22 protein-coding genes are annotated in these 25504 nt (G+C 53.5%); 6 read left to right on the top strand and 16 right to left on the bottom strand.

Annotated features, from left to right (window positions below):
- The first annotated feature begins 49 nt into the window (after positions 1–49).
- Positions 50–865 carry a methionine ABC transporter substrate-binding lipoprotein MetQ gene (gene metQ / locus GJ746_RS14035; RefSeq protein WP_154680766.1) on the top strand — a complete coding sequence of 272 codons (816 nt, stop codon included), beginning with the start codon at positions 50–52 and terminating at the stop codon, positions 863–865.
- 97 nt (positions 866–962) lie between these two features.
- Here metQ and yedF read toward each other — a convergent pair whose 3' ends face one another.
- The 5 genes from yedF to malX all read right to left on the bottom strand — a co-directional run bounded on the left by yedF (position 963) and on the right by malX (position 5861).
- Positions 963–1196: a sulfurtransferase-like selenium metabolism protein YedF gene (yedF, locus tag GJ746_RS14030; protein ID WP_154680765.1), complete on the bottom strand. Its 234-nt coding sequence runs from the start codon at positions 1194–1196 to the stop codon at positions 963–965.
- Complete coding sequence (gene yedE / locus GJ746_RS14025) at positions 1193–2404, bottom strand: selenium metabolism membrane protein YedE/FdhT (protein ID WP_154680764.1); 1212 nt, start codon at positions 2402–2404, stop codon at positions 1193–1195. The genes yedF and yedE overlap by 4 nt, the downstream gene beginning before the upstream one ends.
- 189 nt (positions 2405–2593) lie before the next feature.
- A complete protein-coding gene (gene ydfZ / locus GJ746_RS14020; RefSeq protein WP_154680763.1) occupies positions 2594–2797 on the bottom strand; it encodes a putative selenium delivery protein YdfZ in 204 nt (67 codons plus the stop codon).
- A 250-nt stretch (positions 2798–3047) separates the two neighbouring features.
- Positions 3048–4220: a MalY/PatB family protein gene (locus GJ746_RS14015; protein ID WP_154680762.1), complete on the bottom strand. Its 1173-nt coding sequence runs from the start codon at positions 4218–4220 to the stop codon at positions 3048–3050.
- A gap of 48 nt (positions 4221–4268) precedes the next feature.
- Positions 4269–5861, bottom strand: a complete 1593-nt coding sequence (gene malX, locus GJ746_RS14010; protein ID WP_154680761.1) for a maltose/glucose-specific PTS transporter subunit IIBC — start codon at positions 5859–5861, stop codon at positions 4269–4271.
- Positions 5862–6035: 174 nt separating this feature from the next.
- Between malX and GJ746_RS14005 the strand changes: the two genes are divergently transcribed.
- Complete coding sequence (locus GJ746_RS14005; RefSeq protein WP_154680760.1) at positions 6036–7064, top strand: Mal regulon transcriptional regulator MalI; 1029 nt, start codon at positions 6036–6038, stop codon at positions 7062–7064.
- Positions 7065–7088: 24 nt separating this feature from the next.
- Here the strand turns inward: GJ746_RS14005 and GJ746_RS14000 are convergent, their stop codons facing one another.
- Together GJ746_RS14000 and manA are read right to left on the bottom strand one after the other, a co-directional pair.
- Positions 7089–8651, bottom strand: a complete 1563-nt coding sequence (locus GJ746_RS14000) for a YdgA family protein (RefSeq protein WP_154680759.1) — start codon at positions 8649–8651, stop codon at positions 7089–7091.
- A gap of 98 nt (positions 8652–8749) precedes the next feature.
- Entirely contained in the window at positions 8750–9928 is a 1179-nt protein-coding gene (gene manA / locus GJ746_RS13995; protein ID WP_154680758.1) for a mannose-6-phosphate isomerase, read from the bottom strand.
- A 197-nt stretch (positions 9929–10125) separates the two neighbouring features.
- On the opposite strand from manA, the gene fumA reads away from it, so the two are divergent.
- A complete protein-coding gene (fumA, locus tag GJ746_RS13990; protein ID WP_154680757.1) occupies positions 10126–11772 on the top strand; it encodes a class I fumarate hydratase FumA in 1647 nt (548 codons plus the stop codon).
- A gap of 143 nt (positions 11773–11915) precedes the next feature.
- Positions 11916–13316, top strand: a complete 1401-nt coding sequence (gene fumC / locus GJ746_RS13985) for a class II fumarate hydratase (protein ID WP_154680756.1) — start codon at positions 11916–11918, stop codon at positions 13314–13316.
- Here the strand turns inward: fumC and tus are convergent.
- The 6 genes from tus to iraM all read right to left on the bottom strand — a co-directional run bounded on the left by tus (position 13306) and on the right by iraM (position 18842).
- Positions 13306–14238, bottom strand: coding sequence for a DNA replication terminus site-binding protein (tus, locus tag GJ746_RS13980; protein ID WP_154680755.1), 933 nt, complete (start codon positions 14236–14238; stop codon positions 13306–13308). The two genes, fumC and tus, sit on opposite strands and share 11 nt — an antisense overlap.
- Before the next feature lie 76 nt (positions 14239–14314).
- A complete protein-coding gene (gene rstB / locus GJ746_RS13975) occupies positions 14315–15616 on the bottom strand; it encodes a two-component system sensor histidine kinase RstB (protein WP_154680754.1) in 1302 nt (433 codons plus the stop codon).
- A gap of 446 nt (positions 15617–16062) precedes the next feature.
- A complete protein-coding gene (locus tag GJ746_RS13970) occupies positions 16063–16713 on the bottom strand; it encodes a TetR/AcrR family transcriptional regulator (protein WP_154680753.1) in 651 nt (216 codons plus the stop codon).
- On the bottom strand, positions 16710–17105 hold the full coding sequence (locus GJ746_RS13965) for a DoxX family protein (protein WP_154680752.1): 396 nt from the start codon (positions 17103–17105) through the stop codon (positions 16710–16712). The genes GJ746_RS13970 and GJ746_RS13965 overlap by 4 nt, the downstream gene beginning before the upstream one ends.
- 328 nt (positions 17106–17433) lie before the next feature.
- Positions 17434–18150 (bottom strand): two-component system response regulator RstA, encoded by a 717-nt coding sequence (rstA, locus tag GJ746_RS13960; RefSeq protein ID WP_154680751.1) that lies wholly within the window; start codon positions 18148–18150, stop codon positions 17434–17436.
- Between the two features lie 344 nt (positions 18151–18494).
- Positions 18495–18842, bottom strand: coding sequence for an anti-adapter protein IraM (gene iraM / locus GJ746_RS25415; RefSeq protein ID WP_227852672.1), 348 nt, complete (start codon positions 18840–18842; stop codon positions 18495–18497).
- A 1005-nt stretch (positions 18843–19847) separates the two neighbouring features.
- On the opposite strand from iraM, the gene GJ746_RS13955 reads away from it, so the two are divergent.
- On the top strand, positions 19848–20183 hold the full coding sequence (locus GJ746_RS13955; RefSeq protein WP_004102593.1) for a GlpM family protein: 336 nt from the start codon (positions 19848–19850) through the stop codon (positions 20181–20183).
- Here the strand turns inward: GJ746_RS13955 and folM are convergent.
- From folM to ydgH, 3 genes are all read right to left on the bottom strand, one after another.
- A complete protein-coding gene (folM, locus tag GJ746_RS13950) occupies positions 20180–20905 on the bottom strand; it encodes a dihydromonapterin reductase (RefSeq protein ID WP_154680750.1) in 726 nt (241 codons plus the stop codon). The genes GJ746_RS13955 and folM overlap by 4 nt on opposite strands.
- Positions 20906–20941: 36 nt before the next feature.
- A complete protein-coding gene (locus tag GJ746_RS13945; protein ID WP_154680749.1) occupies positions 20942–22324 on the bottom strand; it encodes an amino acid permease in 1383 nt (460 codons plus the stop codon).
- Between the two features lie 178 nt (positions 22325–22502).
- A complete protein-coding gene (ydgH, locus tag GJ746_RS13940) occupies positions 22503–23453 on the bottom strand; it encodes a DUF1471 family protein YdgH (protein ID WP_154680748.1) in 951 nt (316 codons plus the stop codon).
- A 521-nt stretch (positions 23454–23974) separates the two neighbouring features.
- Between ydgH and pntA the strand changes: the two genes are divergently transcribed.
- Entirely contained in the window at positions 23975–25504 is a 1530-nt protein-coding gene (gene pntA, locus GJ746_RS13935; protein ID WP_154680747.1) for a Re/Si-specific NAD(P)(+) transhydrogenase subunit alpha, read from the top strand.

The following is a 25504-nucleotide window of genomic DNA, read 5'->3' as shown; positions in this document are numbered from 1 at the left end:
TGATTTTCCTGCGATGAATGGCAGGCTATTTTAAAAAGGACCCTGGGAAATGGTATTTACGTTAAAAAAATTCGCTGTACCGCTGGTTGTCGTGGGCTCACTGCTGCTGGCGGCGTGTAAACCTGGAGAGCAGGACCCCAATCACATTAAGGTGGGTATTAGCGCAGGTGTCGATCAGGACGTGTGGGCGGTAGCGCAAAAAGTGGCCAAGGAGAAGTACAACCTCGACGTGGAGGTGGTGACATTTAATGATTTCGTTCTGCCCAACGAGGCGCTGAACAACGGCGATCTTGATGCCAACGCATTCCAGCACAGACCTTATCTGGACAAACAGATTCAGGAGCGTGGCTACAAGCTGGTTCAGGTTGGCACGACATTCGTCTATCCGATAGCGGCCTATTCGAAGAAAATTAGCTCGGTGGCACAACTGCCTGACGGGGCTCAGGTTGCGGTTCCGAACGATCCGACTAACCTTGGCCGCTCGCTGCTGCTGTTACAAAAACAGGGGCTGATTACCCTGAAGGATGGCGTTGGTTTGCTGCCAACTTCGCTGGATATTATCAATAACCCGAAACATCTAAAAATCGTCGAGATCGAAGCGCCGCAGCTTACCCGCGCGCTGGACGACCAGCAGATAACCATGGCGATTATCAATACCACTTTCTCAAGCCAGGTGGGGCTGTCGCCATCGCGTAACGGCCTGTTTGTTGAAAGCAAAGATTCTCCTTACGTTAATATTTTCGCCAGTCGTATCGAGAACCAGGATAGCGAAAAGGTGAAAAATCTGGTCAAGGCTTATCAGAGCGACGAAGTCGCCGCTGCGGCAGAAGAACTGTATAAAGGCGATGCGGTGAAGGGCTGGTAGTCGGTAAAAAAGTCCCGGTCCGCAGTTGGGGTCGATTTCTTCGCGCGAAGTTGCGGTTATTGCAGCCGGTAGCTCATCACTACCGGCTTTCACTTAGCTATTTTTGGATCAAATAGCGGATGGTTGGCCCATCCTGCTGAATGTCGAGCACGGTGTAACCGTGATTTTTGGCATCCAGCGGGATATTGTTAATCGACTGCGGACAGTCGCTGACCACTTCAAGAATCTCGCCTTTCTTCAGTGAAGGCATCGCTTCAAGCGTAGCGATGGCCGGATAGGGGCAGGGTTCGCCAACCATATCGAGGCGATAATCGGGAACGAGATTTTTCATGCGCTTTCCTTAACGGGCGTGGTGGCGAGAGATTTGCGGCGGAAAAAGCGTTTTTCCCACGCAATAACCAGGGCCAGCGCCAGCAGCAGCAGGAGATAGGTCACCAGCAGGCCACCGAAAGGTCCAAACGTTGCCAGCAGGTTGATCTTGTCCCAGCTGGTGGCGAGGGCAGGAGAAAGGTCATCCCAGTACCACGCAAGGATGGTGGAACCAATAACGTTACCCAGGCCAACCCACCAGTAGTGCACCTGACCTTCTACCGCCCGGTACATCCAGCCGGTTTCACAACCGCCCGCCAGTACGATGCCAAAGCCAAATAGCAGTCCGCCAATAACCGCGTTAGGCCCCGCCCACATAATTTTCGGCTCCATACCCAGCTGCACATAGCTGAAAATCCCAATGGCGCTGACGGCCATGCCGAAAATTATCGCTTTTGCCATATTGGTGCGCCCGGTGATCCACATATCGCGAAAGGCAGAGGTAAAGCAAATTTGCGCGCGTTCGATAAGCAGACCGAATCCCACGCCAAACAGCAGCGCCATGCCAAGCTTTGGCTGGTTAGCCGCGGTGAGCAGACCCCAGGCTATCATTGCGAAAAAGACGATCATTCCCAGACGGAAACGGCGCTTTGCCTGGTCAGGTTTTTGCGTGAGCGGCGACGCCTGCGACACTTTCTCCATTTTTACCGGAATTCGGAAGACAGGCAGTAAGGTAAAGCGCGCGCCGAACCATGTACCGATAGCGGTAGCGATGGCAAAGAACCAGGCATGCAGAGAGAACTGCGGGATACCGGTGAAGAACGCCGCCAGATTGCAGCCCATCGCCAGCCGCGCGCCGAAACCGGCAATAATTCCCCCGGTGATGGCCTGAAGTATGCGGATTCGGCTCCGGGGAAAACGTAGCTTAACGTTATTGGCCCACAGCGCGGCGGCGAAACAGCCGCCGAACATGCCGATAATCATCATGCCGTCGATGCGGGTGAGCGGAGAGCCGTCGAGATGAATCAGTTTATAATAACCCCACTCTTCGCTGTGGACGCCGACCAGCTGCAGCAGTTGCCCTCCCCAGCGGGTAAACTCGCCGGTGACGGCCCAGAAGGTGCCGGTGATTCCGAAGTAGTAGGTTGAGAGAATGCCCGCAGCGATAACGGCGGGAACGGGGGACCAGAATTTAATCAGCCACGTTTGTTTGAACTGTTGCCATGTCATGAAGATGCCTCTGAACTCAGAAGGTATTTAACCCGTCACGGGTTGGAAGGGCGCGATAATACACCGCTAATAAACTGAAAACGCTCGGTGGGATCAAATTGAACGAGTAACAAAATCCGAAAGGCCACATTTTGGTGGCCTTTCACTAGCCGCTCATTCGCGGTCTGAGGTCGGTAAATATTGTTGAGACTAGTTAAAGCCGAGACGAATAAGGTTCAGTGGGCAATATAGCCTTTGCTGTCCGTCTATTTCCACACAATCAGCACGGCGGGTCTGTTCTGCCGTTTTACCGTCAGCATGGATGGCTTTAATGACGCCCGTCGCGCCGGTGTCTGCCACCATAACCATGCTGCCGGTAGAGATAGCGTTGCGGTTACGATCGTAGGTTTTCATGTTTTGTCCTCCAGATTAATGCTTTGACGGGAATTTAAAACGGCCTTTAAATACATCTTTGTAGGGCATTATTTTTTGAGCATAATCAAAATAATGTCTATTTATCCTCAGAGAACGGATGGAAGCTCGGGCGCGAAGTTTTCGAAGATGAGATGCGGCGATAATTAAGTCTGATGCTATTCGGGGCGCAGGGGGATCAATGTTAACGGTAGCGGACCTGCCGCTACCGGGTTCTTGGCTTGCGCCGTCTTTAGCGCAACGAGGTCAGGGCGGCAATTAATCCTTGTACACCCTTTTCCAGCTTCTCGCGCGGACAACCGGCGTTCAGACGGATAAAACCGTTCCCTTCTTCGCCGTAGGTATAGCCGGGCATAATGGCGACCTTCTGCTCCTCGATTAACGCTTTTTGCAGGGCGCGGTCATCAACGCCCAGCGGCCGCAGGTCAATCCATGCAAGGTAAGTTGCCTGCGGCGGCTGCCAGTTGAGTTCGGGAAATGCCTGGTTTAGCTCGCGAGCGATATAGCGCATATTGTCCTGCAGATATTTGCGCAGGGCATCCAGCCAGGGGGCGCCATCTCGATAGGCAGCAATATGCGCAACCAGGGCGGGTACCGAAGGGGAAGAGAGGCCGTCGCGGCTCTTGAGCGCATGCAAATAGCTTTCACGTGCGGCGGCGTTGTCAATAAGCCCATATGCCCCGGTAAACGCCGGAATGTTGAAGCTTTTTGACCCGGAGGTAAAGAGCGCCCACGGGCTGCGGGCCACGTCACACCACGGCGTGTGCCGATACTCGTCCCACACCATATCCATATGGATCTCGTCGCTGATCACCTTCACGCCGTGCTTCTCACACAATTTCGACATGGTTTCCAGCTCTTCGCGGGTCCACACCTTGCCGGTGGGGTTGTGTGGGCTACACAGCAGCAAAACGGTATTGCGCGGGTGAGCCAGTACCTGTTCAAGCTGCGCCATATCGCAGCGCCACTGGTTATCGTTGAGGGTGAGTGGAACCGGAGCGACGCGCCGTTGATTGCCTTCGATGGTTTTAAAAAAGGCATCGTAGGCCGGAGTGTGTACCACGATGCCGTCACCCGTAGCCGACCACTGGCGAATCATCTCCGCTACCATATAGATAACCGATGGCCCATAAACAATGGATTCTCTGTCTATCTGGCTGTGAAAACGGCTGGCGAACCAGTGGCTCACCGCGCCGAGAAACTCATCATTTTTCCAGCGGCTATAGCCAAAAACGCCGTGCGTCAGGCGTTGGCTGACGGCGTCCAGAATGCAGGGCGCGGTGGCGAAATCCATATCTGAGATTGTAAAAGGCAGCAGATCGGCTGCGCCAAAGCGGTCGGCAACGTAATCCCACTGCGTACACCAGGTGCCATGGCGATCGATCGGCGTTGAAAAATTAAACATCTATACTTCCTTAATCATGCCCCCTCCAGAACGGAGGGGGAGCGGAGCTTATGCCTCAACGGTATTCATCAGTACGGCCATTTCATCTTTCACCGACTGTACCTGCGGGCCAATCACCACCTGCAGGTTGTGCTGGTTGAGCTGAACCACGCCGATGGCGCGGTTGGCTTTCAGCGCGGCGCTATCGACTTTGCTCATGTCGTTAACCGACAGGCGCAGGCGGGTAATGCAGTTATCGAGCGAAACGATATTTTCCGCACCGCCGAGTGCCGCCAGAATCGCCGGAACGTTATAACCCGATTTTCCGGTAACGCCGGTGACGGCTTTCTCAAATGCGGTATTGGTTTCAATATCGCGTCCCGGGGTTTTCAGGTTAAAGCGCGTAATTGCGAAACGGAAAATAGCGTAGTAAACCGCAAACCAGATTGCCGCGACTACCGGCACCATGTACCACTTGGTGGACAGGCCGTGCAGAATACCGAATACCACAAAGTCGATAACGTTACCGTCGGTGTTGCCGATGGTCACCCCGAGGATAGCCATCACGGTGAAGCCCAGACCGGTCAGTAAAGCGTGGATAACGTACAGCACCGGCGCGACGAACAGGAACAGGAATTCCAGCGGCTCCGTGGTGCCGCCGACCACGCAGGCGATAACGCCGGAAATCAACAGCCCTTTAATTTTATGGCGATTTTCCGGACGGGCACAGTGATACATCGCCAGCGCCGCACCCGGCAGGCCGCCGAGAAACGCCGGCATTTTGCCCTGCGAAAGGAAACGGGTCGCGCTTTCAGAGAAGCCGTGGGTGGTCGGGCAGCTAAGCTGGGCCTGGAAAATAGTCAGCGCGCCGCTGACGCTATGACCGCAAACGTCCATGGTACCGCCCGCTTCGGTAAAGCGGATCAGCGCAACCAGAATATGGTGCAGGCCGAAAGGCAGCAGCAGGCGCTCTCCGGTGCCGAAAATCATCGGTCCGAAATCCCCTGCGCTATTAATGACATGACCGAGGGCATTAATACCCATAGCGAAAACTGGCCATATCAGCGGGATAACCAGGCCGACCAGGCCGAGAACCACAGTCGTGATGATCGGTACAAAACGGGTGCCGCCAAAAAACGCCAGCGCATCAGGTAGACGGATATTGTGAAAACGCTCATGTAGCATCCAGACAACAATCCCGGCGATCACTGCGCCGAGGATCCCGGTGTCGATGGATTGAATGCCGATAACGTTCTGAATGTTATTCGCTTTGAGGACCGCGGCATCGGTGGTTGGCAAAATACCTTTTGCCGTCAGCCAGAAATTGACCGCCAGATTCATTACCGCGTAACCCACGAAACCGGCAAACGCGGCGACGCCTTTATTTTCACGCGCCAGCCCTAACGGGATGGCGATACAAAACATCACCGGCAGGAAGCTGAAGGCAAAGGAGCCGACTTTGCCCATCCAGACGAAAACGGCCTGCAGCAGCGGCACGTCCAGCCAGGGCAGGAGAGTAAGGACATCATGGCTGCTTAGAGAACTGCCGATTCCCAGCATGATCCCACAAAAGGAGAGTAACGCTACAGGTAACATGAAGGTTTTCCCTAACTGCTGGAAAAACTCCCACAAGGTAATTTTGGTTGCTGTTTTCGCCGTCATAACACGAATCCTGGTTCTTTAAGTTATCGGTAGGATGTAACGCCACGGAAAGATAAAACGTTTTATCAAATTTTAGTGCGATAAAAATCACATATTCGGGCGATAATAAGGTTTATAAATAGGGCACCTTGATAAATCGTTTTATCGAAAGCCAAAGGGAGTCGGCCTGCAGTTATGGCTATCGCGAAAAAAATAACCATTAATGATGTCGCGCAGGCGGCGGGAGTTTCGGTCAGCACGGTATCGCTGGTGCTGAGCGGCAAAGGGCGCATTTCGTCGGCAACCGGCGAGAGAGTCAATCACGCAATCGAGCAACTGGGCTTTGTGCGTAACCGCCAGGCGGCGTCTCTGCGCGGCGGTCAGAGCGGGGTCATTGGTCTGATTGTCAGCGACTTATCGAAGCCATTCTACGCGGAAATGACCGCCGGATTGACCGATGCGCTGGAGTCGCAGGGCAGAATGGTATTCCTGACCCAGGGGGGACACAGCGGTGAAAAAATGCTCCAGCGTTTTGATACCCTGATTGCGCAAGGGGTCGATGGCGTGGTGATTGCCGGAGCGATCGACCAGGGAGCAGAGCTGCGCGATCGCGCTGCGCAGGCCGGAATGCCGCTGGTTTTTGCTTCCCGCGCCAGCTATCTCGACGATGTCGACCTGATCCGTCCGGATAATATGCAGGCGGCGCAGATTGTCACCGAACACCTTATCCGCCGCGGCCATCAGCGCATCGCCTGGCTGGGAGGGCAGAGCTCGTCCCTCACGCGCGCTGAACGGGTCGGCGGCTACTGCGCCACCTTGCTGAAATATGGCCTGCCGTTCCATAGCGAATGGGTGCTGGAGTGCGAGTCGAGCCAGAAACAGGCGGCAGAGGCAATGACCGCTCTGCTGCGGCAAAACCCAACGATTAGCGCCGTTCTGTGCTACAACAGCGTGATTGCCACCGGCGCCTGGTTTGGCCTGATGCGCGCCGGGCGGCAGAGCGGGGAAGATGGCGTGGAAAGCTACTTTGAGCAGCGGGTAGCGCTGGCGGCGTTTGCTGAATTACCTGAAGATGCGCTGGACGATCTGCCTTTGACCTGGGTGACGACACCGGCCCGGGAGATGGGGCAAAGCCTGGCGGACTGCATTTTACGCCGGATGGAAGAGGGCCAGGGCGCGGCGAGAAACCAGATAATTTCTCCCCGGCTGATTACCCGAAAATAGCCCCCTGGCAGGGGCTATTATCGTTTACTGCTGCGGAGCGGCTGGCGGAACCACCTCCTGCGGCGTGGTTTCTTGCGGCAGAGTTTCCTGCGGCGCTGCGGGTTCAGCGACGTCCGGAAGCGCTAAACCGAACATACCGGCAAACTCGTCCAGCGGCATTTTCTGCCCGTTCAGCGTTACCTGGCCGTCAGCATACTGCAGGCTGGAGGTAATGGCGTTTTCTTCCATGGTGGTAATACGGAACATTTGCCCCATTGCCGCCAGCCCTTTCACCTGCTGATCCGCCAGCTTAGCGGCGTCTTCGGGCTGGTAGCCTTCAAGCGCGGCGATCTGGGTCATAAACGCCGTCGCCATATCAACCGGGATCACCAGCTTGCCGTCGAGAGATTTGACGCTGCGATCGACCTCATCCGCCAGGGTTTGCGGCGGGGTAGTGGTCAGCGACGGATCTTTCAGCAGAATCGACAGATTAAAGGTGGTTTCGCCTTTCGCATTGCGCCAGCTCAGCGGCGAGATGGTCAGGGACGGGCTGCCTTTCAGCATCACTGGCAGCGAGCTGAAGAAGGTTTGCGTCAGCGCCTGCTGATAGAGCTCGGGGTTTTGCGCCAGCTGCGGATCGGCCATCAGCGCCTGCGCTTCGGCATTGTATTTTTGACTGAACTGATGGAAGGCTTCGCCATCAATATTATCCAGCTTCAGCGTTAGTCGGCCGCTGCCGATATCCTGATTTTGCAGTTTCACGCTGTTGACGGTGTAGTCCAGCTGGCTATTAATGCCTTTACCGTCGGCGGTCAGCGCAGAATTACCATCGATTTTCATTCCTTCAAACAGCGCCAGCTCTTTACCTTCAACGCCAATCGACATTTTCTCCAGCGAGATAGCCTGTTTGCCGATTCGCTCGTTGAAGCTGGCCATTTCGGTTGAACCATCGGTTTTCAGGTTATCAAAGGTGAGCTGAACTTTCTGATTATACTGGTTGACCGCGTTAACCTGCCCGCTACCCGCTTCGCCGGTCAGGCTCAGGGTTTTCCCCTCGCGATCGGCGTTGAGCTGAAACTGACCGCCGCTGAAGGTTACTTTCTCATCGCCTTTAGCGTAATCAAGCGGATTGAGCACAATAGCGGACTGATTATCGCCGCTATAAGCGATACGGGTATCAATAGTAAATGGCGCTTCGCCTTTCGCTATTTCGAATAGCGCCTTACTGGCATCATTATTGACCAGGATGGTTTTGACGGACGCCATGGCGGGGGCGAGGTTAAAGGATTTCAGCGACGCCAGCGGGAAAGGGCCGTGATCGACAACTTCATCAAAGACCAAAGATTGTCCGGCGGCAAGCCAGCGGGGCGCTTTACCGGCGATGGGTTTCACCACCAGCTGCAAATGGCTGCTAAACAGACCACGCTGATAGTCCTGATACGTCAGCTCCACGCCAGCCTGCGGCGCGCTGCTTTGCAGCTGAGCATTCGCCTGCTGCACCATATCGGCAATGCGGCTTTCCAGCTGCTTCCCTGTGTACCAGGCGCCGCCTGTCCAGACGACGCCCAGCGCGATGATAACTCCTGCTGCGACCAGCGATTTTTTCATAGCATTTGTCCATAAATGAAACCAGGCGGATTGGGCCGCCTGGTTGTGTTGTCATGATGGGTGAAAGTCTAGCAACTGTCGCTAAAAAGTTCAGTAAGTTACTGGGCCTTATTAAAAACGCGCGCGATACGACCTTTACCGCTTACCTGTACCGGAGATTCATTACAGCCGATAAACGCTGATTCTCCGGGCTGCAGTGTCAGACTCTGCGCACCTTTGTTAATCACCGCTTCGCCCTCGACGCAGAACAGAATCGCCGCGCTATCCTGGGCGATAGTTGATGCCTGCGCTGACAGATCGTGCAGGGAGAAGGCAAAATCATCAACCGGGATCGGGAAGTCCAGCTCGGCGCCGTTAATCACCGGCTGGGTCAGCAGTTCACCCGCGGGTTTTGGTTCAAATTTGACGTTCGCCACCAGCTCAGGAATATCAATGTACTTCGGCGTCAGGCCCGCGCGAAGAACGTTGTCCGAGTTGGCCATGACTTCCAGCGCCACCCCTTGCAGATAAGCGTGCGGGGTTTCGGCAAACAGGAACATCGCTTCGCCCGGATTCAGTTTTACCACATTAAGCAGCAGCGGAGAAAAGAGTCCGCTATCGTCCGGATAGAACTCGGCTATCAGGCGGATTGTCTGCCACGGTTCGCCCTGCTCGCTGTTCAGCGCCGACTGCAGAACGCTTAAGGCATGCGCTTTTTCATCGCCCTTCATATTCAGCAGGCTGGCAAACAGCTGGCTCAGATGCGCGCCGTTCGGCTGTGCGAGAAATTGCGCAATCGCCGGATGGGCATCGGCGACCGGCCGCAGCAGGTTGACGATATCGGTGAACTCGCGGAAGGCGTTCATCGCGAGGAACGGCGTTAGCGCGAACACCAGCTCCGGCTTGTGGTTCGGATCTTTATAGTTACGTTCAGCGGCATCAAGCGGGATCCCGGCAGCATTCTCTTTGGCAAAACCGATTTCTGAAGCCTGCTTGTTCGGGTGAACCTGGATAGACAGCGGCTGCGCGGCGCACAGCACTTTGAACAGGAACGGCAGTTCACCGAAACGCTCGGCAACTTTCGCGCCAAGCAGGTTGGTTTTATCGCTGTCAATAGCGTCGCGCAGAGAACGCGGCGCTCCGTCATTATCCAGAATCTGCGAGCTGCTCTTCGGATGGGCGCCCATCCACAGCTCCGCCATCGGCAGGTTGTTCGGGTTGGCAATCCCATAAAGTTCGGTTAAAGCAGTATGACTTCCCCAGGCGTAGTTCTGCACTGAGTTAATGAGCTTTTGCATTCTCAATCCCTGTTTCCACTTGATAGTAATGGCACTATTAAACCAGCAATCGACCGATAAGCAACCGGCGCGAAGAAAAAGTCGTCCTTGTCTCAGTTTTTGTTAAAAAATTGTGTAAAATCGATCGACTCGCTTTTCCACGGGCAAATGGAGTGTCTGCCTGAAATATAATCAGCTAAGCAGTAAGTGAGAGCACAATGTCGAATAAACCGTTTGTATATCAGGATCCTTTTCCACTAAAAAAGGATGATACCGAGTATTACCTCCTCAGCAGTGATTACGTCTCCGTCGCCGAATTCGCCGGCCAGGAAGTTCTGAAAGTTGAACCTCAGGCGCTAACTTTACTGGCACAACACGCTTTCCACGACGCCTCCTTTATGCTTCGCCCGGCGCACCAGCAGCAGGTCGCCGATATCCTCAACGATCCGGAAGCCAGCGAAAACGACAAATACGTCGCGCTGCAGTTCCTGCGTAACTCCGACATCGCCGCCAAAGGCGTGCTGCCGACCTGTCAGGATACCGGTACCGCGATTATCACCGGTAAAAAAGGCCAGCGCGTGTGGACCGGCGGCGGCGATGAGGCCGCGCTGGCGCAGGGCGTTTATAACACTTATATCCAGGATAACCTGCGCTATTCGCAAAACGCGCCGCTGGATATGTATAAAGAGGTCAATACCGGCACTAACCTGCCAGCGCAAATTGACCTCTACGCCACCGACGGCGAGGAGTACAAATTCCTCTGCATCGCCAAGGGCGGCGGCTCGGCGAATAAAACCTATCTGTACCAGGAAACCAAAGCGCTAATTACTCCGGCGAAGCTGAAAAACTATCTCGTCGAGAAGATGCGCACCCTGGGTACCGCCGCCTGCCCGCCGTACCATATTGCTTTCGTCATTGGCGGCACTTCGGCGGAATCAACCCTGAAAACCGTTAAGCTGGCCTCAACCAAGTACTACGACGGTCTGCCGACCGAAGGTAACGAGCACGGTCAGGCCTTCCGCGATATTCAGCTCGAACAGGAGCTGCTGCTGGAGGCGCAAAATCTCGGCCTCGGCGCGCAGTTCGGCGGCAAATACTTCGCTCATGATATCCGCGTTGTTCGTCTGCCGCGCCACGGCGCATCGTGCCCGGTGGGCATGGGCGTCTCCTGCTCGGCGGATCGTAATATCAAAGCGAAGATCAACCGCGAAGGGATCTGGCTGGAGAAACTGGAGAGCAACCCGGGCAAGTATATTCCCGAGCATCTGCGCCAGGCCGGTGAGGGCGAGGCGGTCAAGGTCAATCTCAACCAGCCGATGAGCGATATTCTGGCGCTGCTGTCGCAGTACCCGGTGTCGACCCGCCTGTCGCTGAGCGGCACAATTATCGTGGCGCGCGATATCGCCCACGCGAAGCTGAAAGAGCTAATTGATAGCGGTGAAGAATTGCCGCAGTACGTCAAAGATCACCCGATCTACTACGCGGGTCCGGCAAAAACGCCTGACGGCTACGCTTCCGGTTCTCTCGGCCCAACTACCGCGGGTCGTATGGACTCCTACGTTGACCTGCTGCAGGCGCACGGGGCGAGTAAAATCATGTTAGCCAAAGGCAACCGCAGCCAGCAGGTGACCGACGCCTGCCATAAGCACGGCGGTTTCTATCTCGGCAGCATCGGTGGCCCGGCGGCGGTACTGGCGCAGCAAAGCATCCGTAGCCTGGAGTGCGTGGCGTACCCGGAACTGGGGATGGAGGCTATCTGGAAAATTGAAGTAGAGGACTTCCCGGCGTTTATCCTCGTGGATGACAAAGGCAACGATTTCTTCCAACAAATCCAAAGCTCACAATGCGCCCGCTGCGTGAAATAACATCAGCCGCCCTCCGGGGCGGTTTTTTTTGCCCCTTAGCGGCACGATCGACTAAAACAACTTATCAATCTGGCCAATACTTAACGCTTTTAAGCAGGTGAGCTTTGTCGCTGTTACGCACTTTGAATCTAGGGGAGACAGTAATGACAACGCATCGCAGTGAAAAAGACTCTATGGGCGCAATCGATGTGCCTGCTGACAAGCTATGGGGCGCGCAAACCCAGCGCTCGCTGGAACACTTCCGCATCTCGACGGAAAAAATGCCGGTTGAACTCATCCACGCGCTGGCGCTGACCAAGCGTGCGGCGGCGCAGGTGAATAACGATCTCGGCCTGCTGACCGCCGAGAAAGCGCAGGCGATTATCCAGGCTGCGGATGAAGTGCTGGCCGGTAAACATCCGCACGAGTTTCCGCTGGCTATCTGGCAAACCGGCTCCGGCACGCAAAGTAATATGAATATGAACGAGGTGCTGGCGAACCGCTCCAGTGAACTGCTGGGCGGGGTACGCGGGATGGAACGTAAGGTTCATCCTAACGATGATGTCAACAAGAGCCAGAGCTCTAACGACGTTTTCCCGACGGCGATGCACGTAGCTGCGGTTATTGCCCTGCGGGAAAAGCTGATTCCACAGCTTGAGGTACTGAAAAAGACCCTTAATGATAAGTCCGCTGCCTTCAGGGATATCGTTAAAATCGGCCGCACCCACCTGCAGGACGCAACGCCGCTGACGCTCGGCCAGGAGATCTCCGGCTGGGTGGCAATGCTTGAGCATAATCTCAAACATATTGACCATAGCCTGCCGCATCTGGCGGAGCTGGCGCTGGGCGGCACGGCGGTGGGCACCGGGCTGAACACGCATCCGGAATACGCGGTGCGCGTCGCCGCCGAGCTGGCGGCCCTTAGCGGCCAGCCGTTTGTTACCGCGCCGAATAAGTTTGAAGCGCTGGCCACCGTTGATGCTCTGGTACACGCGCACGGGGCGCTAAAAGGACTGGCCGCTTCGTTAATGAAAATCGCCAACGATGTGCGCTGGCTGGCTTCCGGACCGCGCTGCGGGATAGGCGAAATCGCGATCCCGGAAAACGAACCCGGTTCGTCGATTATGCCCGGTAAGGTCAATCCGACCCAGTGCGAAGCCCTGACCATGCTGTGCTGTCAGATCATGGGTAACGATGTGGCGATAAATATCGGCGGCGCGTCGGGTAACTTTGAGCTTAACGTCTATCGTCCGATGGTGATCCACAATTTCCTGCAGTCGGTGCGGCTGCTGGCTGACGGAATGGAGAGCTTTAACGAGCACTGCGCGGTGGGGATTGAACCGAATCGTGAACGCATCAGCCAGCTGCTCAATGAGTCGCTGATGCTGGTCACCGCGCTGAATACCCATATTGGCTATGACAAAGCGGCGGAAATTGCCAAAAAGGCGCATAAAGAGGGGCTAACCCTGAAGGCGTCCGCGCTGGCTCTCGGCTACCTGACGGAAGCCGAGTTTGACAGCTGGGTACGCCCGGAAGAGATGGTGGGCAGTATGGCTACTCGCTAGCCAGCCAAAGGTGCAGCCGCGGGATCAGAAGCCTGAGCGACTGCGCCTGTGGTTTATATCGATACTGTACGTTTTCGGCGTCATAGTTCAGCAACTCGCCGATATCCGGTACGCTAACGCCTTTCGTACCGGATATCAGCGCAATCATCGGTCCCGGGCAGGCGTACTGCACCTGTTTCTGCTCCCCGCTGTACCAGACCCTGGCAATAGGCTGCACTTTTACCGGCCGCTTAATCTTCAGCTTTGCCCGCTGCGGCAGGGCGGCAATATCCTGATACTCTCGCTCCAGCTTGCTCTGCCACTGTTCGCGCGTCCATGGCGGAACCGCGCGCGGCGACTGAAGGCTTTTTTCCAGCTGCATCAGCACCTGGTCGCGGGTAAGATTTTTTATCACATGCTTATTGGCCCAGCCGAAGCGGATGGTGCTCGGGTCAAACAGCGGCGTCAGCGTGCGATAGGCGCTAAGAGTAATCAGTCCAGGCAGATGGCGATGAACCCACTCAAACCGCGCGGCGGCAGGCAGGCCGGAATCGACGGTAATAATCTTCTCAAAGGTCGCTTTGAGGGCATTAATATGGGCAATTTTGCCTGATAATGCAGTTTGCTCTTTAGCGTCGGCCTGCAAACAAATTGCGCCCGGTAAACGCACGGCGGCTTTACTGCTACGGGTCTCCGACTGCTGCTGGATAAACAGATGACTGTAGTGCTTCAGCGCCATTTCCAGCGCGGTTTTGCCGGTATGCTGCACCACATTAATGCTGTCCAGCGGCTGATGTTCGGCATCCTTATTGACCGGCGGCAGCTCAAATACCCGAGCGGCCAGCAGACGGCATTGGCTCAGGGCGCGTTTCAGCTCTTGCAGTTCATGCTCGAGCTGGCGAAAGGTGTCGTTCAGACGTTCAACGAGGTCATAGCTGGCCATATTTCTCCGCCTTAGTTACAACATACTTATGGTTTTTTAAACTATACGCAGACCTCAACATCTGCGCAAGAGCTCATCAGGACGAGGTAAAACTCGGCAGCTGATGATAAACAGGCCAGCTAAAACAAAAACAGGCACCGCCCAGTGAACTCTCTTCGCAATGGACTTCTCCGGCCATCGCCTGAGCGATGCTGTGGACGATAGCCAGGCCAAGACCGCAGCCGCCGGTGGCGCGATCGCGGCTGGGATCGAGGCGGACGAAAGGCTCGAAAATGCGTTCGCGTTCGTCAGGGGCAATTCCCGGGCCATCGTCTTCAACCCGCAGCGTCGCGCGTGAGCCCTGCAGCGTCAGGCCTATCTGAATGCGCTGGTTACTGTAGCGCAGAGCGTTATTCACCAGATTATCCAGCACGCGCTCCATTAAGCGCATATCGAGCGCGCCGTAATTACCGGTTACGACTTCACCTGGCGCTACCTCGCGCTGAGGATTCACCGCCTGGATATCTTCCACATGGTCGCTGATCCACGCCGGAAAATTGGGCGTCGTCAGCTTAAGTTCATTCTGCGGGCGGTCAAGTCGCGCGTAGGTCAGCAGCTCTTCAATCAGCGCTTCCAGCTGGCTGATATCGCGATTTAACGCCTGTGTTTCAGCTTCGGTAAGATTCTCGCTCATTTCCAGCCGATAGCGCAGGCGAACCAGCGGTGTACGCAGCTCATGGGCGATACCGTCAATCAGCTGTTTTTTGCTGGCGATAAGCGCGTTGATATTATCGGCCATCTGATTAAACGCTATCCCCAGCCGCTCAAAGCTGGACGTGCTGTCGAAATGAATGCGTTCGGTAAGATGTCCGTCGCCGAAACGCTGGGCGGCGGTCTCAATACGCAGCATGTCCTGCCAGTGCGGACGCATCCAGATAAATACCGGGAAGGCCAGCGAGATGGCGATAAACGCCATCAGCGCCAGATCGAGCAGGCGCATCTCATGCAAAAAATAGAGATACGGCACCGGGCCGACGGAAAGGACGTAGTGGCTGCGCGGGATCCGCTGGATAAAGGTGTACTGATCGTCGAGAGCGACAATATCCCCGGCACGCAGATGCTGCATCGAGTTTTCTGAGAGTTTGAATTTACCGATCGGTTCGATATGCAGATCGAAAGAAAGGTTAAGGTCCAGCTCTTTGAGCGTCTTACTCCAGTCGCGCGGCGGGATCTCCCGCAGTTCGCTGCGCATCAGATAAAGCGAACTTTTCATTAAATCGTCCAGAGACTGACGCCCTGCGCGTTCGGCGGTGAATTTGTATACCAGACCCACCATCATAGTCATGACCAGAAAACAGACGAACAGCAGCAGGTAGAACTGGACAAACAGCTTTTTCATATACACCACCGAAACGACAATAAGTTATCTACGCTGCGTTATCGCGCAGGGGTAAAAAAGTTGGTGTTGTCATCGTCAATCTTCTGGTGCAAAGGATAACGGGACCCATAGAGCGTCTGTATCCGGGTAGAAAGAACGAGATCAATCATAACTACCTTTAATACCTTGTTCAGGTTGCTATGAAAGCAGGGTTTGCTCCCGCTAACAACTACGTCAGGCGCTTATATTTTTAGCGTCGGGAGCGGGCAGGCCGCAAGGCGTGCGTAACGGAGCGTGTCGCAAAAGTACCCGTGAAATAATATAAAGTTAATGGGGTATTGGTGGTGAGTATCTTTGAGCGCCACATTTGCCCGTCGTCGGGGGGCTGTTTCATCAAGTCTGCTTTGTGCAACAAACAGACCCGATGACTGGCGTCCTGTCTCTGTGCTGGCGTGGCGATTTTCCTGTCAGCTTTGGCCTGACGTACCGTTTCGTCCAGCCGAGTATGAGCACATAAACACCTCTATTGCGTGCGTTACCCGGCGTTCAATTTCCCGATCGGTTAATGTCTGCCTCGCCCCGAGTTTTATCTCAATACTTGTCATCCCTAACCAGAGACCGGCCAGATCGTCTGCGGCTTCACGGGGATCGCATGGCTTTAAAGCCCCTGCGGCGATAGCTTCAGTAATGATCGCTTCCAGCATTTGCTGGGCCCTGCCCGGGCCGGCAGCATAAAATCGTCGCGGTAAATCCGGATGACGAATTGAGGCGGATGCAATCAATCGATCCCAGCCGGTTAGCTCGCGCTGGTTGATGAAACGGACAAATCGATTGCCAAAGGCCGTCAGAACTTCAGTCAGCGGCAGCCGGTGACGTTCAGAAAAATCACGATCGCTGATTGTTAAATCCGATTCCTGACGCAAAACCGCCTCAATAAGCAGCTCCTTATCAGCAAAATTGGAGTAGAGCGTTGCTTTTGCTACCCCGGCGACGCGGGCAATCTCTTCGGTTGTGACCTCCAGACCTTTTTCGAGAAATAATTTACGGGCGGCCTGTAGTATCGCCTGCTCTTTGAGCGGATCTTTAGGCCGACCCTTCCGCCGGATATTATCCTTCATCGTTTATAGCCCGAAAGAATAGCGCTCATCATTAATCCTCCAACCACGGTAATATGCTCAAGAACGATGTGGAATTCTTTTGTACGTTCCGGCTCGCTAAATGCCCAGAAGGGATGCCCCAGCGGAATAGTGAGTAATGTAAACACAATCAGCATTATCGATCCAATCCATCCTGACCCTGCAAAGTTGAATATGACTACAGCCGATCCTGTGAGCTGGCATAAGATTGTCCCGATAGCGAATAAAACAGGCCATGGCAGACCAACGGCCATCATTTCGTCAACGATGACATTAAAATTAAAAATACCAAACAGACCTGCCATCCAGAAGAAAAAAGTCAGAAAAACACGGGATAAACATAGAGTTATAAAAAGAGACTTTTGGGTTAGCATTTGATTTTTCACCAGCTTATTAAACAGACTGGCAAGTCTACATATAATTAGTAGACTATCAAGTCTACTAATTGTGCGGATATTAATATGCCCTTTAATACCCATGAAGTCAGAGTGGTTAAAGGATCCTGGATAAAGGCAGGAGTTTTAGCTTTTAGCAACAATGAATTAGCGAGTAAAGCAGGAGAAACTGACCACTCGTATTTAAGATCAGCTGACTTTTATTTAGTCACCTCCTGTTTTTACAAAGATTATCTTTAACAGGAGGTTGCGTTTATTTTGCTGGTTAAACCCGCGCTGGCGATTTTTTCAACGACAGAGTGATTAATTAATTGTCCCAGGCGTGCGGGGCAAACAGATAGCCTTTGTTACGTACCGTCTTAATACGGTAAGGTTCTGTTGCGTTATCGAGAAGCTTCTTGCGCAGGCGGGAAATGGCAACATCGACGCTGCGATCCATACCATCGTAGCTGACGCCGCGCAGATTTTTTAATAAAGCATCCCGATCCATAATCTGACCGGCATGGGTTGCTAACTCCCAGAGCAGGTCGAAATCCGCCGTGGACAGCGCAATGCTTTCACCGCTAAGCATTACCTGCCGATTAACCGGATCGATGCTCAGGGAGCCAAAGGTTATCGCTTTATGCGGTGTGAGTGAGGAGGGGGTAGCGCTGCCAGGAACCGCATTATGCTGGCGCAGATGCAAACGCAAACGAGCTAACAGTACCGCAGGCGGCGTCGTTTTCAGGATATAGTCGCTGGCGCCCATTTCAAGGGACAGAATATGGTTCATGTCGCTGTCCAGGGAGGTCAGCAGCACGATAGGACCCTGCCACTGACCGCGTAAATCCCGACACAGCGTCATACCATCTTTACCCGGTAACATGATATCCAGCAGCACCAGATCGGGTTTCTCGCGTGCAATAACTTCCTCAGCCCGATCGCCGCGCGGTTCGACGACAACGTCCATATCGTGTTTACCAAGATAGGCCGCAATCAGAGCACCGACCTCCGCATCATCCTCAACGAAAACAATTTTATTCATATCGTGTATGCTTGCACCCATCTATAACCGTTTGAAACGCCTGATCAGGATCGTGGCTTATACCGCGCATGAGGGCAGGAGCCAATGTATACGCTGTTGGCATTGTAAACCATTCGGGCATTAATATGAGCTATGAGTTAGCCAGTAAATTCGCCATCCATTTGCGCGATGGAGAGGCGGGGAGAAGACCGGTGTTTTGCATAAACCGACATTGGATTCAGATATGCTCAGGAGCGTTGCGCGCTACGGGCACAGGAACAATATGATGTGGGCCAGATCCGCCGGAACAGACTCTGCCCGCAGAGAAACGGGCGACCGAGTATAAAGCGCAAATCAGAGAGCACTTATTCAAGACTCTTGTGCCTCGCGCCATACGGGCATAAGGCGAATTTGCAGATATTTCTTCGATTGCAGATCGCCAACATTGGATTCTGATTACCCGGACATTGAATATACCTGGCAAGCATTGACCATAAACTCTCCGTGTAGGGGAAGGCATGAATGATCTGCAGCTCTCCAGGCTCACCGTTAAGCAGAGTTTCACGTTGTGAGATGTTAATAACCGAGCCGATGTTCAAAAAATAATCACCATTATACCAGATGATTAATTTCAGATTTCTCGCACTAGACGCAACGGAAAATCCGGTTCCTGTTACAGGACATACAAGACTATTTTCGATATTCCACTCCATGCTTGATGCTCTCCATAAATTTATGCACATGCGACAACTGATAAATATTTTTCGACCAGGTTCGGATGATTTGAGGGTGAGGGGAAGGCAGGCTTGAACATTAAATTTCCTTTAGCTTTTTCTTATACAGAATAATATCGATGCTTACGAAGGTATGAGTACCTAACACTGCTAATGATAATAGCAACAAGTTAATGATTCGAAAAACACACTGGCAATGAACTAATGAACTGCATTGGCATTAATTAACAGAATAAAACACTGAAATTAACAATTGGTTTAGATCGAAAGATCGCGAAATCAGATAATTACGATCATATTCACTGGCATGCATTTAATTACTGGCAAAGTATGCTTTCGGATGAAATCGGTTTTATATTGATTTCAATCAAAAAATAACGCCTTATTGTACTTTTTTCCTAAGAAAGTTCTATGCCTTTTTATTTTTGTGCTACTCAGGGAAATAATATAAAAATAATTAAAAAAGGCAATAATGTGTCTAAATCAATAATCAGTATTCTCAAGAACGATCCAGGTATTGATTTGTATCATTTCTCCAGATTCAATAGTCATATTTTTTATAAAATATAAATAAACTATTTTTTAAATGCTGATTAATAGCTTATATCCATGGCGGGTTTTATTTATAAATTTGCTGTTCTTGTTTGCAGAGTAAATATATTGAACTGATTTTTGTGCAAAAGTGCGATAAATCGTAAGTTATACGTATAACCGGAAAATAACCAATGCGCGTCTCTTCCGGTTGTGAAAAAAAAGCAGGGTTCGAGGAGCCGTTAGCCGGGCCTGAAACAGCGCGTTGCGTTGGCCTGGCAGGATATTCTCATAGCAAAAACTAACCGGCGCTCCTTGCAGGGAGAGCAGTCTCAGGAGGTGTGGAAAATCTGTCGTTGCGGCTATGCCAGTTTGCCATTTTTACGCATTTATAAATATCGGCTGTTCCGCTATGCTGCGGGCTCTGGTTGTTCAAATGTTAAGGCAAAAGGAATGGGGCTGTTGATAAAAGCGCTGCTTGGGGCGCTGGTAGTTGTCCTGATTGGCGTGCTGTCCAAAACGAAAAATTACTATATCGCCGGATTAATTCCGCTCTTTCCCACCTTCGCGCTGATTGCGCACTACATCGTTGCCAGCGAACGGGGTATCGAAGCGCTGCGGACTACCATCGTCTTCGGTATGTGGTCGATCATACCGTACTTTATCTATTTGCTTTCGCTATGGTATTTCACCGGAATCATGCGCCTGCCGTTTGCCCTGGCAGGCGCAGTGGTGTGCTGGAGCTTATGCGCGTGGCTGCTGATTATTGGCTGGAGTCGTTTCCATTAACGCAGGTGGCGGCCGCCATCGACGGCAAATGAGCGACCGGTCACGTAGTGACTGCTGAACAGATATTCAATCAGCTCAATAATCTCTTTTTCACCTGGGGCGATTTTCATCAGCGATTTATCGAGCGCCTGCCTGCGGTACTCTGCGTCATCGCCTTCATTAAATATGATCAGCGATGGGGCAATGGCGTTGACCTTAATTTCCGGCGCCAGCTTGCGGGCAAACGATCGGCTCATATTATCCAGTGCCGCCTTACTGGCGGCGTAGGCAATATGCTTATCGCTGCCGCGCTCAACCACGTAGTCGGTAATATGGATAATGTCGCTGGCGGCGTGGCCGTGGCCGCGCAGCAGGCTTTCCAGCGCATGGTTGAGCAGGTAGGGGGCGTTGACGTGAATTTGCATCATGCTGGCAAGTACGGTGGTTAACGGAATACCCGGCTTTTCCGCCATCCAGCCGCTGGCGTTATGGATGATTGCGCGCAGGCCATTGCCGGCTTGCGTTTTAACCTCTTCGGCAAATGCCAGAATGCTGTCGTCCGTACTGAAATCCGCATGCAGGCAGACGGCGCCCGCTTCTCGCAACGCGTCGATGGAGGGATACCAGGTGCGGTAGCTGATGATAACGGGCTGCCGCTGCGCCAGAAAATGGCGGGCCAGGGCGAGTCCGATACGACGGCCCCCGCCGGTAATCAGGATCGGATGAGGCTGGATGTCAGCCATGGGTATCTCCTTTGAGTTCAGCGGTAGGGCAACCGCTTACCCTACCAACATCCACGTTGCCGGTACGGCGGCAACCAGCAAAAAACCAATTAATGCCAGATCACGGCGTTTGAGCGGGCGGTCGTGCTGGTGTGTACGACGGGCATACAGAAAAACCAGCAGACCTGGAGCGTAAAGTATCACTGACAATAATAAATGCACAGGGCCGGAAGCATATAATAACCATAAGCCATAAATGCAGGCTCCGACACCTACCGCCTTGTGCAGCGGCTTCCGGGCAATTTTCAACAGAAATGCGCCGACCAGGAAGTACGGGACCAGAATCATCTCCGAGGCGATGGTCAGCAGCGTGTTGTAATCTGAGCCGGTAAGCCAGATCAGCACCAGTGAAGCCTGCACGCTGATATTGGTGAGCCATAGAGAAGACGAAGGGGCATTGTTTTTATTTGTTCGCGCGAACAGACGGGGGAATGCTTTGTGCGTCGCGGCCAGATAAGGTACTTCGGCCGCCATAATCGTCCAGCTCAGGTATGCGCCGCAAACGGAGATAATCAGCCCGGCGGCGATAACGATTTCGCCCCAGGAACCCATCATTTTGACCATCAGCCCGGCCATTGACGGGTTTCGTATTTCCGCCAGTTCGCTTCGCGGGACGACGCCTAAAGAGAGCAGCGTCACCAGCAGATAGACCGCCAGCGCAGAGAGTACCGCCAGCAGCGTCGCGCGCCCTACGTCCCGTTTATGGCGCGCGCGGGCGGAAACAACGACCGCCCCCTCGACGCCGATAAATACCCATAGGGTGATCAGCATGGTGTTTTTCACCTGCTCCCATACCGGCACGCCCAGCGCCAGGCCGCTGAAATCCAGGCGGAATGTCTCCATGCGAAACGCAACGGCGGCCAGTGCGACGAACGCGCCAAGCGGCAGCAGCTTCGCAAGCGTCGCTGCAAGGTTGATACCCGCCGCCGTTTGTACGCCGCGCAAAACCAGAAAGTGCACAATCCACAACAGCACGGATGCGCCAACGATGGATTGCCAGGTGTTACCGTCGCCAAACAGGCGCAGCTCAGGGGTATCGGTAAAGAAACTCAGCGCCGAGAACACGATCACCAGATAGGAGACATTGGCGATAACCGCGCACAGCCAGTAGCCCCAGGCCGAGCAGAAACCAATCAGCTCGCCGAAGCCTTCCCGGGCGTAGGTAAAAATACCGCCGTCGAGCTCCGGACGAATACGGGTGAGCAGCAGCATGGCAAAGGCGAGGAACAGGATCCCTACGCCGGTGATGCCCCAGCCGATAAGCAGTGCGGAAGGGCTGGCGACGGCGGCCATGTTTTGCGGCAGACTGAATACACCGGCACCCAGCATTGAGCTGAGTACCAGCGCGGTCAGGGCGCTAAGCCCCAATTTCTTTTCCATTGCATTCCCGAGGTGACAATGAGCAAACAAAGAATATTTATTTTGCGAAATCGCATAAAAATGGAAGATTGCGCTAAGGCGCGGGATTTTACGGAGTGTTTTGTAGGCATGCAATGGCGGAAATGAAAAAAAGAAAAAAGGCGGCAAATCGCCGCCTTTTTGTTCAGCTTAAAGGCTGTTATTTATACAGATCCGCGCTGATAGTGATGTTGCCACCGCGCTCTTGCCACTGACGGGTAATGTGATAGTACTTCGCGCCTTTTTTAGCGGCGCGCTTAGCCGTCTGGTAGGAGATTTCCGTCATGTTACCGTAGTTACCGGTAAACTTGATGCTGTCGTAAGGAACCATCTGCGCGGCGGTGATTTTATTCACTTCCTCAACTTTTGTGCCGTCCGGAAGAGTGACAGTGTAACGTCCGCCTTTAGACGATTGCGTTTCGAAGAATCGACCTACGCCAGTACCGGATCCAACAGCGGCAGTGGTCGCAACCCCTGGAATTTCAACTTTTTTGGCCGCTTCTCCGCCTTCAGCCAGCGCCGCGCGACCGGCTTCTGAATCAGCAGGTATAGCGTCAGGGCTTTGCAGAACGCGTTTTTTGGCATCCGCTTTGTAGATATAGGCGGTGATTCGCTGGTTGCCGCCCTGGTTGGCATCAACCTGGCGCACGATAAAGAAAGAGGCTGCGCCCTTGGTCCTTGCCGCTTTAGTGATGGCGTCGTTAACTTCCGGCTGGCTGCGGAAGAAACCCTGGACGGTGACGGTATCGAAAGGTTCCAGCTCAACGGCCTGGTCTTTCGGTAATTCCATTATGCCGTTGATAATACGATTTTTCGGCGCGTCTGCCTGCGGGGCGTTTTCTTTATAAAAGTCGGCCGTTACGCGCAAGTTGCCGCCGCTGCCAAAATCAGACGTGTCGACAACATAAAAGGAAGCCGCGCCTTCTTTGTCTGCTTTACGGGAAACTGCCTGCACCGCGTCGCCAATGGCGTTAAAACGCCCGGTGACCACCACGCGATCGTAGGGCTTCAGCGCTGCCGCCTGCTCCGGAGTCAGCTCTTTAGCTGCATGGGCAGACAACGCGGTGGTAGCCAGAAGAGCAGACGCGAGGAGTGAGTTCTTAAGCTTCATAAAAATAATCCTTTGCCTTGCGCAAACCATGTACTGGTATTGTTGTTGACTGAAAACGTTTGATTATTGCATTTATCGTGAGTGACTGTCTGCGTCAATTTTCAGTTGTCGCCCTAATCGTATACTACGGAAATATAGCATTTTTCGATATGTTGAAAAAACAGCCGCTTGACCAGCAAAATCGATAATCGATATCACTTTCATAAGTTAACGTAATGTTAATTTAATGATCCGGACGGCGATAAATGGTGAATTAACCTATCAGCCAAGCGGATTATCAGGCGCTGGCAGAAAAATCAGGTAAATATTGCTGCCTGACGCGGTTGGCCGTGCATTTTACCAATAAAATCAAAATTTCTGTTTTATTGCTGTAGATCACAATCGGTATTTTCAGTAGGTTATAAAAAGTTTGTTACTGTTTTATTTTTTCAGACACATGTTGGAGGCGTGTTCATCCGCCTGCACGACGATTGTTTGTAAGAAAAGTAAACCATCATCAAAAACCGATGGAAGGGAAAACTATGCGTATTGGTGTACCAAAAGAGAGACTAGCCCTGGAAACCCGGGCTGCTGCCACGCCGAAGACGGTGGAGCAGCTGCTGAAACTCGGGTTCAGCGTCGCGGTAGAGAGCGGTGCGGGTAAGCTGGCCAGTTTCGACGACGAAGCCTTCGTTGAGGCTGGAGCGGAGATCGTTAGCGGTAATGACGTATGGCAGTCTGATGTCATTCTGAAAGTCAACGCGCCCGATGACGATGAAATCCAGCTGCTTAACCCGGGCACGACCCTGATCAGTTTTATCTGGCCGGCGCAAAATCCGCAGCTGATGGAAAAGCTGGCGGCACGTAACATTAACGTGATGGCGATGGATTCGGTGCCTCGTATTTCGCGCGCCCAGTCGCTGGATGCGTTAAGTTCGATGGCTAACATCGCCGGCTATCGCGCGATCGTTGAGGCCGCACACGAATTCGGCCGCTTCTTTACCGGCCAGATCACCGCGGCAGGTAAAGTTCCACCGGCGAAGGTGATGGTTATTGGGGCTGGGGTTGCCGGTCTGGCGGCCATCGGCGCGGCGAACAGCCTCGGCGCGATCGTCCGCGCGTTCGACACCCGCCCGGAAGTTAAAGAACAGGTGCAGAGTATGGGCGCCGAGTTCCTTGAGCTTGACTTTAAAGAGGAAGCGGGCAGCGGCGACGGCTATGCCAAAGTCATGTCTGAAGCCTTCATCAAAGCCGAGATGGCGCTGTTCGCGGCGCAGGCTAAAGATGTCGATATTATCGTCACCACGGCTCTGATCCCGGGTAAACCGGCGCCGAAGCTGATTACTCGCGAAATGGTCGACTCCATGAAGCCTGGCAGCGTGGTGGTGGATCTGGCGGCGCAAAACGGCGGCAACTGTGAATACACCGTGCCGGGTGAGGTTGTCACCACCTCAAACGGCGTGAAGATTATCGGTTATACCGACCTGCCAGGTCGTCTGCCAACGCAGTCCTCGCAGCTGTATGGCACCAACCTGGTCAACCTGCTTAAACTGCTGTGCAAAGAGAAAGACGGCAATGTCGTTATCGATTTTGATGATGTCGTTATCCGCGGCGTTACCGTGGTTCGCGAAGGGGAAATCACCTGGCCCGCTCCACCCATTCAGGTTTCTGCTCAGCCGCAGGCGGCAGCGAAAAAGGTTGAAGCGCCAAAAGCAGAAGCGAAACCGAGCTCGCCGCTGCGCAAATATGCGCTGATGGCGCTGGCGATTATTCTGTTCGGCTGGCTGGCAAGCGTGGCGCCGAAAGAGTTCCTCGGCCACTTTACCGTCTTTGCGCTCTCCTGCGTGGTGGGCTACTACGTCGTATGGAACGTATCCCATGCGCTGCATACGCCGCTGATGTCGGTGACTAACGCTATTTCCGGCATTATCGTGGTAGGGGCATTGTTACAGATAGGTCACGGTGGCTGGGTTAGCTTCCTGAGCTTTATCGCGGTGCTGATCGCCAGCATTAATATTTTTGGTGGTTTCACCGTCACTCAGCGCATGCTGAAAATGTTCCGCAAAGGATAA

This window comes from Klebsiella oxytoca (genome assembly GCF_009707385.1).
Lineage (GTDB): Bacteria > Pseudomonadota > Gammaproteobacteria > Enterobacterales > Enterobacteriaceae > Klebsiella > Klebsiella oxytoca_C.
This window is presented reverse-complemented; position numbering and strand designations above follow the sequence as displayed.